This is a genomic window from Telluria sp. ZT3P39 (assembly GCF_059685935.1).
Genome location: NZ_JCASIH010000002.1, coordinates 281,232 through 293,879 on the forward strand (window position 1 = coordinate 281,232; position 12,648 = coordinate 293,879).

Here is a 12,648-nt window from a genome sequence, read left to right on the forward strand (position 1 = left end):
AAGGAGACTTTATGACACACCTGATCAAACCCCTTTCCGCCGCCATGCTGGCCGCCTTCGCGGCCCTCGCCGCCCCGAGCGCTGTCGCCCAGGGCAAGGACCTGAAGATCGCCCTCATCGCCGGCAAGACCGGCCCGCTCGAAGCCTATGCCAAGGAAACCGAGACGGGTTTCATGATGGGCCTCGAATACCTCACGGGCGGCACCATGACCGTCAACGGCCGAAAAATCAAGGTCATCGTCAAGGACGACCAGAGCAAACCCGACCTGGGCCGCACGCTGCTGGCCGAAGCCTATGGCGACGACAAGGTCGACATCGCGGTCGGCACGTCGTCCTCCGGCTCGGCGATCGCCATGCTGCCGGTGGCGAAGGAATACAAGAAGGTCCTGATCGTGGAGCCGGCCGTGGCCGACGCGATCACCGGCGACAAATGGAACAAATACGTCTTCCGCACCGCGCGCAGCTCGATGCAGGATGCGCTGGCCGCGGCCAGCACCCTGAAAAGCGGCAGCGTGGGCTTCCTGGCGCAAGATTATGCGTTCGGGCGCGACGCCATCAAGGCCGGCAAGGAAGCACTCACCACCACCGGCAGCAAGGCCAGGGTAATCCACGAGGAATACGCGCCGGCCACCACCACCGATTTCACCGCCTCGGCGCAGCGCCTGTTCGACGCCCTGAAAGACAAGCCGCAGCCGCGCATCCTGCAGATCGTCTGGGCCGGCCCGAATCCGCTGAACAAGATCGCCGACATGAAGCCGGAACGCTACGGCATCACGCTGGCCCCCGGCGGCAACATCCTGCCGGTGATGAAGACCTGGAAGCAATATGCGGGCACCCAGGGCACCATCTATTACTACTATGCCTTCCCGAAGAACAAGATGAACGACTGGCTGGTCGCAGAGCACACGAAGCGCTACAAGATGCCGCCCGATATGTTCACCGCCGGCGGCATGGCGGCGGCCGGCGCCGTCCACGCGGCCCTGCTCAAGGCCCCGAACGCGAAGAACGGCGACGATATGGTCGCGGCGATGGAAGGCTTGAGCTTCGACACCCCGAAGGGCAAGATGAGCTTCCGCAAGGAAGACCACCAGGCGATCCAGCCGATGTACCACTTCCGCATCAAGAAGGACCAGAAGAACGAATGGGACCTGCTGGAACTGGTGCGCGAGATCCCGGCCACCGAATTGCCGCTGCCGGTACGGAACAAGCGCTGACATGACCGGCACCAAGACGCAGCAAGCCTCCCTGTCCACCCGCGACCTGAGCATCCGCTTCGGCGGCCACGTCGCGGTGAACGGGGTCACGGCCGACTTCTATCCCGGCACGCTCACGGTCATCGTCGGCCCCAACGGCGCCGGCAAGACCACCTACTTCAACCTGGTGTCGGGCCAGCTGCCCGCCACCTCCGGCCAGGTGCTGGTGAACGGCCAGGACATCACCCGCGCGGGCGCGGCCAAGCGCACCCGTCTGGGCGTGGGCCGCGCCTTCCAGCTCACCAACCTGTTCCCGAACCTGACGGTGATCGAGAACGTGCGCCTGGCGGTGCAGAGCCGCGCCGGCATGGGCCTGAATTTCTTCTCGATCTGGTCCAGCCACACGGAGCTGATCGCCCGCGCCGAGCATTACCTGGAACGCGTGTCCCTGATCGGCCGGCGCGACGCTTTCGTGGGCACGCTCTCGCACGGCGACCAGCGCAAGCTGGAAGTGGCGATCCTGCTGGCGCTCGAACCGTCCATCATGATGTTCGACGAGCCCACCGCCGGCATGAGCGTGGACGAGGTGCCGGTGGTGCTCGACCTGATCCAGTCGGTCAAGGCGGAGCGCAACAAGACCGTGCTGCTGGTGGAGCACAAGATGGACGTGGTGCGCGCGCTGGCCGACCGCATCATCGTGCTGCACAACGGCACCCTGGTCGCCGACGGCAATCCGGCGGAAGTCATGCAATCGAAGATCGTACAGGAAGCCTATCTTGGAACACCCGAAACCGAACATGCTTGAACCCCAGCGCAGCGCAGGCCCGATCCTGACGATGGCGGGAGTGCATACCCACATCGGCCAGTACCACATCCTGCAGGGCGTGGACCTGGCGGTGCCGCGCGGCGGCCTGTCGGTCCTGCTGGGCCGTAACGGCGCTGGCAAGACCACCACCCTGCGCACCATCATGGGCCTGTGGAAGGCCAGCGCCGGCTCGATCACCTTCGATGGCCGCGACATCACGAAGATGGCCACGCCCGACATCGCCCGCCTGGGCATCGCCTATGTCCCGGAAAGCATGGCGGTGTTTTCCGACCTGACGGTGCGCGAAAACCTGTACCTGGCCGCGCGCAGCGGGCCGCTGGACCAGGCGCGTGTGGACTGGATCTGCGGCTTCTTCCCCGCCCTCAAGAAATTCTGGAACTACCCGGCGGGGAATCTCTCGGGCGGCCAGAAGCAGATGGTAGCGATCGCCCGCGCGATCGTCGAGCCGCGCAAGCTGCTGCTGGTCGACGAGCCGACCAAGGGCCTGGCACCCGCCATCATCCAGAGCCTGATCGCCGCCTTCCGCGAGCTCAAGGAAACCGATACCACCATCCTGCTGGTCGAGCAGAACTTCAACTTCGTCCGCTCGCTCGGCGACACCGTCAGCGTGATGGACGACGGCCGCGTCGTGCATGCCGGCTCGATGGATGAACTGGCGAACAACGATGACTTGCAACAGCGCCTGCTCGGCCTGTCGCTCGACTCCCATCAATAGGAACAAGACCATGAGCGCCACCCTACCCTTAGCCAGCAAGGACACGCCCTTGCCCAGCGCGCCGCGCGACCTCGCGCCGCTGCTGCTGGTCCCTGGCTTGATGCTGTTGATGCTGCCGCTGGTCGGCAGCCTCCCCACCTGGATCACCCTCACCGTCGCCGGCCTGGCGATGGGCATGATGATCTTCATCATGGCCAGCGGCCTGACCCTCGTCTTCGGCCTGATGAGCGTGCTGAACTTCGGCCACGGCGCCTTCGTGTCGGTCGGCGCCTTTGCCGCGACCATGGTCCTGATCCCGATGCGCGGCTGGCTCGAGATGGATTCGCTCCTGATCAACCTGGGCGTGCTGGCGCTGGCGGTCACGCTTGCCATGCTCGTCACCGGCCTGATGGGCTGGGCTTTCGAGCGCATCATCATCAAGCCGGTCTACGGCCAGCACCTCAAGCAGATCCTGATCACCATGGGCGGCATGATCGTGGCCGAACAGCTGATCCACGTGATCTGGGGGGCGGAGACCATCGCCCTCCCGCTGCCGACCGCACTGCGCGGCGCCATCTTCCTGGGTGACGCCGCCATCGAGAAGTATCGTTTGGTTGCGGTGGTGGTCGGGCTGGTGGTGTTCGTCGGGATGTTCCTGCTACTTAACCGCACCAAGATCGGCCTGTTGATCCGCGCCGGCGTGGAGAACGGCGAGATGGTGGAAAGCCTCGGCTACCGCATCCGCCGCCTGTTCGTGGCGGTGTTCGCGGCCGGTTCCGCGCTGGCCGGCCTGGGCGGCGTGCTCTGGGGCCTGTACAAGGAAACCCTGAATGCGGCGATGGGCGGCGAGATCATGGTGATGATCTTCATCGTCATCATCATCGGCGGTCTGGGGTCGGTGGGCGGCTGCTTCATCGGCGCCCTGCTCATGGCGCTGGTCGCCAACTATGCCGGTTTCCTCGCCCCGAAGGTCGCGCTGGTCTCGAACATCATCCTGATGATCGCGATCCTGCTGTGGCGACCCAGCGGCCTGTACTCGAAAATGCGGAGCTGACCCATGCTGCATCGACTTCTTTCCGGCGACCTGCCGCGCAGCCGCGTCCTCACCGGCGTCCTGCTCCTGATTTTGCTGGGACTGGCCTTCGCGCCCTTCCTGACCTCGGGCGCGCGCCCGCTCAACACCGCCGCCACGATCTGCATCTACATCGTGCTGGTGGCCTCCTACGACCTGCTGCTGGGCTATACCGGCATCGTCTCGTTCGCGCACACGATGTTCTACGGGATCGGCGCCTATGGCATCGGCCTGGGACTGGCGCGCGTCGACGACGCCACCTGGGGCGCAGCCCTCGGCGGCCTCGCCATCGCGCTGGTGGTGGCGCTGGCGCTGGCGCTGGTGGTCGGCCTGTTCGCGCTGCGCGTGCGCGCCATCTTCTACGCCATGATCACGCTGGCCGTCGCGTCCTCGTTTGCCGTGCTGGCCTCGCAGCTGTCCGACTTCACCGGCGGCGAAGACGGCGTCACCTTCAGCGTGCCGGAAGTGCTCACGCCCGGCTATACCTTCATGGAAAACGAGGTGTTCGGGCGTTCGATCGACGGCAAGCTGCTCAGCTACTACCTGGTGTTCTTTGGTTGCCTGCTGCTCTTCCTGTTCCTGCTGCGCCTGGTGAATTCGCCCTTCGGCCGCGTGCTGCAGGCGATCCGCGAGAACGAGTTCCGCGCCGAGGCGCTGGGCTACCGCACCATGGTCTACCGCATCTGGGCCAACTGCCTGGCCGCGCTGGTGGCGGCCCTGGCCGGCGCCTTGATGGCGCTGTGGCTGCGCTATGTCGGGCCCAAGACCTCGCTCGGCTTCGAGGTGATGACCGACATCCTGCTGATCGTCGTCATCGGCGGCATGGGCACCATGTACGGCGCGGTGGTCGGCGCGGCGCTGTTCATCATTGCGCAGAACTACCTGAAGGAGCTGATGGGCGCGGGTTCCAGTGCGCTCGAAGGCGTGCCGATCCTGGCCGCGGCTCTGCATCCGGACCGCTGGATGCTGTGGCTGGGCGTGCTGTTCATCCTGTCGATCTATTTCTTCCCGATCGGGATCGTGGGGAAGATGCGCTTGCGCGGTCACTTGGCGCGGCAGAAGAAATAGGTCGATTGCCGAACACAGCAGCACCCCACGGCCTCCCCAACGGAGGCCGTTTTATTTCCCCCAAGCTTTCCTACCTCCCCCTCCCTTGAGCCGGCCCCGGCGCTCGCCCCTGAATATTGAACATACGTCAATATTTCTTATCTCCTCGCTCTTACCATAAAAACAACTATGGCCTCGTCGTCAGCCAGCGCGAGCGGACCGCCATCCTTCTGGCTTGCTTGAAAGGGGAATCATGAAACGACTTACCTCGCTCTTGGGCGCGGCGCTGCTTGCCGTGGCCGCCGCGGCGCCGCTGCCCGCTGTTGCCGCCGAACTCGTCGTGCTCAACGAAGGCTTCCGCAATGTCGCGAATCTGTCGGACTGGGCGCAGATCAATCGCAGCGTCCCGCCCGGGACCGGCTGGTTCCAGGGCAATCCGGACGTATTCACCTCGTATAACGGACCCGACAACGCCTACATCGCCGCCAACTACCTGAACGCCCAGAATGGCATGGGCGCGGTCGACAACTGGCTGATCACACCGACCCTCACGCTGAACGGGCTGACCACGCTGTCCTTCCATACCAACCGCAGCGGCGAGCCCGGCTTCTTCGACCAGCTCGAGGTGCGCTTCGGCCTGGGCAGCAATACCAGCGCCGAAGGCTTCGACACGCTGCTGCTCACCATCGGCGGCGACCTTGGCTTTCCAAGCGACTGGGCGCGATGGAGCACGAACCTGGATGTCCAGGGAGAAGGACGCTTTGCGTTCCGCTACCTCGGCGACGCCGCCACGCTCGACTATGTCGGTATCGATGCCGTCCGGGTCGTCACCGCAGTGCCGGAACCGTCGTCCTGGCTGATGCTGCTCGCCGGCCTCGGCGCGGTCGGGGCAAGCGCCCGCCGGCTGCGCAAACAACCGCTTCCAGGAGAACGCCATGTCCAGCTGTAAACCGATGCTCTTCCTGCTCCTGGGCGCACTGGCGCTGCCGGCGTGCGCCTTCCAGCAGGCCGCCCCTGCTCCTGCCGCCGAACAAGGCATGGTGGTCGTGCGCGACGCCGCCACCGGCCAGTTGCGCGCCCCCACGCCTGCCGAAGCGCGCGCCCTGCAGCCGCGGCCCACGGCATCGGCCGCGGCGGCCGCCGCGACTCCGCCCAGGATGGTCGTCGGTCCCGGCGGGCGGCGCTCGGTACGCGTTGGCGAGCGCCACATGGTGTATTCGGTCGTGACCCGCGACGCCAACGGCAAGCTGGCGCAAGACTGCGTCCACGGCGCGCAGGCGGCCACGCATGCCCTCGCCAAGCCGGCCCCCGCCACCAAGCCAGAGGAGCAGCGCCATGAAAGCCGTTAAGTCCCTGCGCCGCATGGCGGCCGTACTGGCATCCACCCTGGCCATGACGCTGGGCGGCACCGGCGCCGCCCAGGCCGCGGCCGACATCGTCATCGTCAACCTGAACGCACCGGGCGTGGGCTTCAACGACCCGACCCCGGCCGCGCCGGTGGGCGGCAATACCGGCACCACGCTGGGCGAGCAGCGCTTGACCGCCTTCCGCCATGCCGCCGGCGTCTGGGGCGCGACGCTCGACAGCAGCGTGACGATCCGGGTCGGGGCGGCCTTCGTGCCGCTGGCCTGCAATGCTGGCGGCGCGGTGCTCGGTTCCGCCGGCCCGACCGAAGTCTGGAGCGATTTTCCCAACGCGCCGCGCGCCGGCACCTGGTACGTGAACGCGCTGGCGTCCAAGCTGGCGGGCGAAGACCTGACCGCGCCTTCCGACCCGCACATCATCGCCCGCTTCAACTCGCGGCTCGGCCTGTTCCCCGACTGCCTGCCCGGCTCGCCGTTCTACCTCGGCCTGGACAGCCGGGCCGGCGACCGGATCGACCTGGTGACGGTGCTGCTGCATGAAATCGCCCACGGGCTCGGTTTCCTGTCGCTCACCGACGACGAGACCGGAGAGCTCTTCCTCGGCATCCCCTCGGTCTGGGACTACCATCTGGTGGACAACCGCCGCAACATCCCCTGGGTCGCCCTGACCAATGCCCAGCGCGCGGCCTCGGCCATCACCTGGCGCGGCGTGTCGTGGGACGGTCCGAACGTGAACGCCACCGTGCCCCAGGTGCTGGCGCCGCGCTCGAACCTGGATATCGGCGGCGCCAATGCCGGCTCCGCCCGTGGCGACTATTACGTGGGCGATGCATCCTTCGGCCCGCCGCTGGGAACCACGCTGGTGAGCGGCCAGCTGATGCCGGTGGTCGACCAGCCCGGCGGCGCCGGCCTGGCCTGTACGCCGCTGAACGCCGCCAATGCGCTGGCGGTGCGCAACAACGTCGCCCTGGTCGACCGCGGCGCCTGCGACTTCGTGACCAAGGCGCGCAATGTGCAGGATGCCGGCGCCATCGCCATGGTGGTGGTGGACAACGTGGCGGGCGACGTCATCGGCCTGAGCGGCGACGATCCCACGATCACGATCCCGTCGGTGCGCATCACCCTGTCCGACGGCGTCGCGATCAAGGCCGCGCTGCAGCAGCGTTCGCGCAGCAAGTCCGGCGTGATCGCCACCCTGGGCCTGGACCCGGCCCGGCTGGCCGGCACCGATGCACAGCAGAGGATCCTGATGTACACGCCCAGCATCTATTCGCCCGGCTCCTCGGTCTCGCACTACAGCACCGAAGCCAAGCCGAACCAGCTGATGGAGCCGTCCCTCAACTCCGACCTGGAGCACGTCGTGACGCCGCCGCGCGACCTCACCACCCCGCTGCTGGAAGACATCGGCTGGTAAGCCCCGCTCGAGCGCAGGCGAAAAAAAGCCGGCGTCCCCACGAGGGGCGCCGGCTTTTCCACGACCAAGGACGTTTTACGCCTGGGCCTTGTTCTTGAACGCCGCCACGCCGGCGACGATTTCGGCCTGTGCGGCGTCCTTGTCGGCCCAGCCTTCGATCTTGACCCACTTGCCCGGCTCCAGGTCTTTATAGTGCTCGAAGAAGTGCTGGATCTGCTGCAGGCGCAGCTCTTCCACGTCGTCCAGGGACTGGATCTTCTTGTACATCGGCAGCACCTTCTCGACCGGCACCGCGATGACCTTGGCGTCGCCGCCGCCGTCATCGGTCATCTTCAGCACGCCCAGCGCGCGGCAACGGACCACGACGCCCGGCGGCAGCGGGAACGGGGTGATGACCAGCACGTCGCACGGGTCGCCGTCGTCGGCGATGGTCTGCGGCACATAGCCGTAGTTGCACGGGTAGTGCATGGCGGTACCCATGAAGCGGTCGACGAAGATCGCGCCGCTGTCCTTGTCGACCTCGTACTTGACCGGGTCGGCGTTCATCGGGATCTCGATGATGACGTTGAAGTCGTTCGGCACGTCTTTGCCGGCTGGGACGTTATTCAGGCTCATGGATATTCCTTGGTTGCTGGGATTCGGTGAAAGTTTGACATTATAGCGAAAGGAACATGGCGATGTCGCGTAGGGTGGGCGGGTTTTCCCGCCCGCGCGTTCAACCGGTGCGGGAACAATGGCGGCGTTCGACATTGACGGGGTAACGACGCGTCATAAAACGCCGGCGCGACGATTCATGGTGCGGTTGAACGCGCGGGCGGCGAAGCCGCCCACCCTACAAAATACTGGCCAGCGCGCACTGCCTGTAATGATTCGCCGCTTCCTGCTCCTGCCCCAGCGCCTCGTGCATCTGCGCCAGCTTCAGGTGCGCCTCGCGCACCATCGGCGCCTCGGTGGCGTCGGACAGCGCGCCTTCCAGGTGGCGTTGGGCCTTGCCCCACAGTTTCTGCTTGAGGCAGAGCGAGCCCAGGGTCAGGGCCAGCTCGGCGTCGCGCGGACGCTCCTTGAGCCAGGCCTCGCAATGCTCGATCTGGGTGAGCAGGGTCGGCGAGCCGGCCGGGCCGGCCGCTTCGCGGTAGGCGCGCACCACGCGGTCGTCCCAGTTGGCGCGCAGCGCGTCTTCGGCGATGGCGCGCGCCTCGTCGTGCAGGCCGCGCGCATTGAAGGCGCCGGCCGCGCGCGCCGCGATATACGGCACGGTGCGGTCCAGCGCGGGCACGCCGGCCCAGACGCGGCGGATCGATTCGGCGTCGTGTCCTTCGGCGCCCAGCAGGGCCTCGTAGGCCATCTCGCGCAGGCGCGTGGACAGCGCCGGGTGCAGGGCCTTGCGCTTGTCCAGGATGCGCACCAGGCGCAGCACTTCGGGCCAGTTGCGGGCCTGCTGGTTGGCCTTCATCGACCACTGCAGAGCGTGGATGTGACGCTGGCCGCTGGCATTGAGTTCGGCCACCGCTTCCAGCGCGGCTTCCGGCTGGTGGTCGTCGACCAGCAGTTCGGTGACCGTCATCAGGCGCGCGACCTTCAGGCTGGTGTCGTGGGCGACGCCGGCCAGCCAGGCGTCGCGCCGGGCGGGTTCGCGCATGCGGTGCGCGGCGCGGGCGCCGATCAGCGCGGCCAGGCCGGTGTTTTCCGGCAGCTCGGCGGCGCGCATGGCGGCTTTCTCGGCATGGCCGAAGCGGCCCTCGAACAAGGCCTTGAGCGCGTCGCGCAAGCCCTTGTTGCCTTCGCGTTCGCGCTTGCGCTGGCGGTAGGCGGCCACCCGCTGCGGCATCTTGCGGGTGGCGTTGAGCGCGCGCACCAGGCCGTACATGAGCAGGAACAGGAGCGCCAGCAGCACCACGAACAGGTTCAGCGACATGTCGAGCCGGTGCGGCGGGTAGAACAGCACCACGTTGCCCGGATTGAAGCGCGCCGTCACGGCGATGCCGATGGCGGTGGCCATCAGGGCGACTAACCAGAGAAGAAGCCGCATCTCAGCCCTTCGCCTTGTAATTGCGCACCGCGTTCAGGCTCTCGGACAGGGTCGGCATCTCGATGGTCAGGTTGTTGGCCTGCACCTGGCGCAGCGCGCTTTGGGCCGACTGGGTGACCCGGGCGCGGGTGTCGAAATACTTGAGCATGATGTCCTGCGCGCTCTTGAGGTCGTCGCGGAAGGCTGCTTCGTTGCGCGACAGCAGGGCCAGGCGCGCGTTAAGCAGGCGCAGCTTGAGGTTCTCGCGCACGAAGAAGGCTTCGCTCGGCGAGAGCATCAGCGCTTCCGGCGTGTCGACGCTGCGCACGCGCACCAGCTGGCGCACGTCGTCCCACATCTCGTGGCTCCAGTTGCGCCAGGTCCGGGTCACGCGCTGGACCAGGGTCAGCGACTTGGGCGGGGCCTCCTTGCTGCGGGTGCTGCGCACCGGCGCAGCCGGCAGCAGCGGCTTTTCGTCCGACAGCATCGGCAGCGTGTCGACGTGGGCGATCACGCTGTCCAGGCGCAGGGCCACGCCGGCCAGGTCGACCGCCGGCATCGCCTTCAGGCGCTCGATGTCGGCGCCGATGGCGCGGCGGATGTTCAGGAATTGCGGCTTGTCCGAGCGCGACAGCGAGCGGTCGGCATTCTGCAGCGCGATCAGGGCCCCCTGCACATTCCCGGCCAGCTGCAGCTGCTGGCTGGCGGTGGTGAGCACCTGTTCGATCTCGGCCAGCGCCCATTCGTCGCGGTTCTTCGACAGGTCCTGGTAGAGCTGCTCGAGCGCCAGGGTCTGGGTCTGGGCCTCGGACTGGCGGCTTTCCAGCACGCCGACCTTGACCTGCAGTTCTTTCGCGGTGTCGGACACGTCGCGCGCCAGCGCCGCGGTTTCGGCATTCATGGCGTTGCCCTTCTGCAGGCTCAGCGCCATGTCCTTGCGCAGCGAATTGATGCGGCTGTGCGAAGTCCAGGTCTGCAGGGCCAGCAGCACGGCGAGGATGGCGACCGCCGCCGGCAGCGGACGCTGCAGGGTATGCAGCAGGCCCTGGCCCTGTGACGGGCGCATGGGCGCCTTCTGGACCACGTTGCCGGCCGGCGGGAGGATGTCTGGATTGTCAGGGTGTTCGTTCATTCTTATGATTGTATCGCGGCAAGTAAGCGTGCGTCGCCAGATCCGGTGAGCGTGATGTGGCCGCACCCCAGGGCGCGCGCCGTTTCGGCGATGCGGGCATGGGGCACGACCAGGTGCTGCTCGCGCAGGCGCGCCATCCCGGACGGCGGATCGAGTTCCTGCACCAGCGCGGCCAGCCCGCGCAAGGCTTCCGAACTCGTGATTATCCAGTCGTTTGGCCCGGCCAGCAAGGCGGACAACTGCCGGGCAAGCAGATCGTCAAGCGCCGGCACCGTGCGGCGGTAGGCGGCAACGGTGTCGACACTGGCCCCGGCGGCGCGTAGGGTATCGGCCATTAGCTCGCGCCCGCTCTCCCCGCGCACGATCAGCACGCGGCGTCCTGCCAGTTGCGCCAGGTCGAGGCTGGCCAGCAGGTGCTCGGAATCGCTGTGGGCGGGGTCCGGCGGGCAATGGATGACGGCGTTGCTGGAGCTGACGCCGTGGCGCGCCAGCGCCGCCCGGCTGCCTTCGCCGACGATGCCGATCGCGACCCCGGCGGGCCAGGCGTCCAGGTGGGCGAACGCGGCGTCGACCGCGTTCGGCGACACGAAGGCCACCAGCGCATAGTGTGCGAGATCGGCCAGCGCGGCGCGCAACGCGGACTGGTCATCCAGCGGCGCGATCTCGAGCAGCGGCAGCACGACCGGCTTGCGGCCGATGCCGGCGACGGCCTGCGCCAGCGCATCGGCCTGGGCGCGCGGCCGGGTGATGACGACCAGCCGCTCAGGCATCCTGGCCGGCGGCGGCTGAATCAGCGGCGGCCGCCTCCTGCTTGCACGCTTCCAGGATCGCATGCGCGTCCTGGTCGGCCAGCAAGATGGACACCTGCTCGCCGAGGAATTCCGGGTGCTCCCACGAACCGGCCACTTCGGCGCGGGCGGTGCGCAGGCCGTCGGGCGTGGCGACCATGGCGCGCAGGCGCATGGTGCTGCCCTCGACGGTGGCGAAGGCGGCCAGCGGAATCTGGCAGCTGCCGCCGAAAATCTTCGACACCTTGCGCTCGGCCGCGACCGCGCGCGCGGTGGCGTCATGGTTCAGCGGGGCCAGCACCGCGCGCAGGTCGACGCCGTCGCTGCGCGCGGCGCCGAGAATTTCGATCGCCATCGCGCCCTGCCCGGCCGCCGGCAGGCTGTCTTCGGGTTCGAGCACGGCGCGGATGCGCTGCGGCAGGCCGAGGCGCTTGAGGCCGGCCGCAGCCAGGATGATGGCGGCATATTCGCCGCGGTCGAGCTTGCCCAGGCGGGTGTCGAGGTTGCCGCGCAGCGGCTTGATGACGAGCTGCGGGTAGCGCGCCGCGATCAGGGCCTGGCGGCGCAGGCTGCTGGTGCCGACGATGCTGCCCGCCGGCAGTTCGGCCAGGCTGGCGTAGTCGTTCGACACGAAGGCGTCGCGCGGGTCTTCGCGCTCGAGCACGGCGGCCAGCTCGAAGCCTTCCGGCAGTTCCATCGGCACGTCCTTGAGCGAATGCACGGCCAGGTCGGCGCGGCCTTCGGCCATCGCCACTTCGAGTTCCTTGACGAACAGGCCCTTGCCGCCGACCTTGGACAGCGCGCGGTCGAGGATCTGGTCGCCCCGTGTTGTCATTCCGAGAATTTCGACACTACACTGCGGATATAATTCGGCGAGACGGGCCCGCACATGCTCGGCCTGCCACATGGCCAGGCGGCTCTCGCGGGATGCGATAATAAGCTTTTGAGGCGTCAGCTTCGCGGGCGCTCCCTGCGCCGTTTGGGTTGCATTCAACACGGATTCTTTCACTGTCATCTGGCCTACCAGGACGATGCCGGTACCTGGCCCTTGCATAAGATCATAAATTTTAGCATGGGCCCTCTTGCAGACGATGGCCAACCGCCATGGCA

At 67.2% G+C, this 12,648-nt stretch carries 13 protein-coding genes; 8 read left to right on the forward strand and 5 right to left on the reverse strand.

The genetic code is table 11. The features are described from left to right. The first annotated feature begins 11 nt into the window (after nt 1–11). The 8 genes from AC56LR_RS03515 to AC56LR_RS03550 all read left to right on the forward strand — a co-directional run bounded on the left by AC56LR_RS03515 (nt 12) and on the right by AC56LR_RS03550 (nt 7,610). Nucleotides 12–1,214, forward strand: a complete 1,203-nt coding sequence (locus tag AC56LR_RS03515) for a substrate-binding domain-containing protein (RefSeq protein WP_497127495.1) — start codon at nt 12–14, stop codon at nt 1,212–1,214. A gap of 1 nt (nt 1,215) precedes the next feature. Then, nucleotides 1,216–1,998: an ABC transporter ATP-binding protein gene (locus tag AC56LR_RS03520; protein ID WP_497127497.1), complete on the forward strand. Its 783-nt coding sequence runs from the start codon at nt 1,216–1,218 to the stop codon at nt 1,996–1,998. Next, nucleotides 1,991–2,734, forward strand: a complete 744-nt coding sequence (locus AC56LR_RS03525) for an ABC transporter ATP-binding protein (RefSeq protein WP_497127500.1) — start codon at nt 1,991–1,993, stop codon at nt 2,732–2,734. The genes AC56LR_RS03520 and AC56LR_RS03525 overlap by 8 nt, the downstream gene beginning before the upstream one ends. A 10-nt stretch (nt 2,735–2,744) precedes the next feature. Continuing rightward, nucleotides 2,745–3,767 (forward strand): branched-chain amino acid ABC transporter permease, encoded by a 1,023-nt coding sequence (locus AC56LR_RS03530; RefSeq protein ID WP_497127502.1) that lies wholly within the window; start codon nt 2,745–2,747, stop codon nt 3,765–3,767. Nucleotides 3,768–3,770: 3 nt separating this feature from the next. After that, complete coding sequence (locus tag AC56LR_RS03535; protein ID WP_497127504.1) at nt 3,771–4,853, forward strand: branched-chain amino acid ABC transporter permease; 1,083 nt, start codon at nt 3,771–3,773, stop codon at nt 4,851–4,853. A 232-nt stretch (nt 4,854–5,085) separates the two neighbouring features. Next, entirely contained in the window at nt 5,086–5,781 is a 696-nt protein-coding gene (locus AC56LR_RS03540) for a choice-of-anchor J domain-containing protein (protein WP_497127506.1), read from the forward strand. Next, nucleotides 5,768–6,181, forward strand: coding sequence for a post-PEP-CTERM-1 domain-containing protein (locus AC56LR_RS03545; RefSeq protein ID WP_497127508.1), 414 nt, complete (start codon nt 5,768–5,770; stop codon nt 6,179–6,181). Before AC56LR_RS03540 ends, AC56LR_RS03545 begins: the two co-directional genes overlap by 14 nt. Further along, a complete protein-coding gene (locus AC56LR_RS03550; RefSeq protein WP_497127510.1) occupies nt 6,168–7,610 on the forward strand; it encodes a PA domain-containing protein in 1,443 nt (480 codons plus the stop codon). Before AC56LR_RS03545 ends, AC56LR_RS03550 begins: the two co-directional genes overlap by 14 nt. A gap of 75 nt (nt 7,611–7,685) precedes the next feature. On the opposite strand, the gene ppa is transcribed toward AC56LR_RS03550, so the two are convergent. From ppa to hemC, 5 genes are all read right to left on the reverse strand, one after another. Continuing rightward, entirely contained in the window at nt 7,686–8,225 is a 540-nt protein-coding gene (gene ppa, locus AC56LR_RS03555; protein WP_497127512.1) for an inorganic diphosphatase, read from the reverse strand. Between the two features lie 217 nt (nt 8,226–8,442). Continuing rightward, entirely contained in the window at nt 8,443–9,639 is a 1,197-nt protein-coding gene (locus AC56LR_RS03560) for a heme biosynthesis protein HemY (protein ID WP_497127514.1), read from the reverse strand. 1 nt (nt 9,640) lies between these two features. After that, nucleotides 9,641–10,750 carry a uroporphyrinogen-III C-methyltransferase gene (locus AC56LR_RS03565; RefSeq protein WP_497127516.1) on the reverse strand — a complete coding sequence of 370 codons (1,110 nt, stop codon included), beginning with the start codon at nt 10,748–10,750 and terminating at the stop codon, nt 9,641–9,643. A 2-nt stretch (nt 10,751–10,752) separates the two neighbouring features. Next, nucleotides 10,753–11,520: a uroporphyrinogen-III synthase gene (locus AC56LR_RS03570; protein WP_497127518.1), complete on the reverse strand. Its 768-nt coding sequence runs from the start codon at nt 11,518–11,520 to the stop codon at nt 10,753–10,755. Then, nucleotides 11,513–12,493, reverse strand: a complete 981-nt coding sequence (gene hemC, locus AC56LR_RS03575) for a hydroxymethylbilane synthase (RefSeq protein ID WP_497127769.1) — start codon at nt 12,491–12,493, stop codon at nt 11,513–11,515. The genes AC56LR_RS03570 and hemC overlap by 8 nt, the downstream gene beginning before the upstream one ends. Nucleotides 12,494–12,648 lie beyond the last annotated feature (155 nt).

Coding starts and splice junctions, on each gene's coding strand:
- AC56LR_RS03515 (WP_497127495.1), top strand. CDS start 12: ATGACACACCTGATCAAACCCCTTTCCGCCGCCATGCTGGCCGCCTTC.
- AC56LR_RS03520 (WP_497127497.1), top strand. CDS start 1,216: ATGACCGGCACCAAGACGCAGCAAGCCTCCCTGTCCACCCGCGACCTG.
- AC56LR_RS03525 (WP_497127500.1), top strand. CDS start 1,991: ATGCTTGAACCCCAGCGCAGCGCAGGCCCGATCCTGACGATGGCGGGA.
- AC56LR_RS03530 (WP_497127502.1), top strand. CDS start 2,745: ATGAGCGCCACCCTACCCTTAGCCAGCAAGGACACGCCCTTGCCCAGC.
- AC56LR_RS03535 (WP_497127504.1), top strand. CDS start 3,771: ATGCTGCATCGACTTCTTTCCGGCGACCTGCCGCGCAGCCGCGTCCTC.
- AC56LR_RS03540 (WP_497127506.1), top strand. CDS start 5,086: ATGAAACGACTTACCTCGCTCTTGGGCGCGGCGCTGCTTGCCGTGGCC.
- AC56LR_RS03545 (WP_497127508.1), top strand. CDS start 5,768: ATGTCCAGCTGTAAACCGATGCTCTTCCTGCTCCTGGGCGCACTGGCG.
- AC56LR_RS03550 (WP_497127510.1), top strand. CDS start 6,168: ATGAAAGCCGTTAAGTCCCTGCGCCGCATGGCGGCCGTACTGGCATCC.
- ppa (WP_497127512.1), bottom strand. CDS start 8,225: ATGAGCCTGAATAACGTCCCAGCCGGCAAAGACGTGCCGAACGACTTC.
- AC56LR_RS03560 (WP_497127514.1), bottom strand. CDS start 9,639: ATGCGGCTTCTTCTCTGGTTAGTCGCCCTGATGGCCACCGCCATCGGC.
- AC56LR_RS03565 (WP_497127516.1), bottom strand. CDS start 10,750: ATGAACGAACACCCTGACAATCCAGACATCCTCCCGCCGGCCGGCAAC.
- AC56LR_RS03570 (WP_497127518.1), bottom strand. CDS start 11,520: ATGCCTGAGCGGCTGGTCGTCATCACCCGGCCGCGCGCCCAGGCCGAT.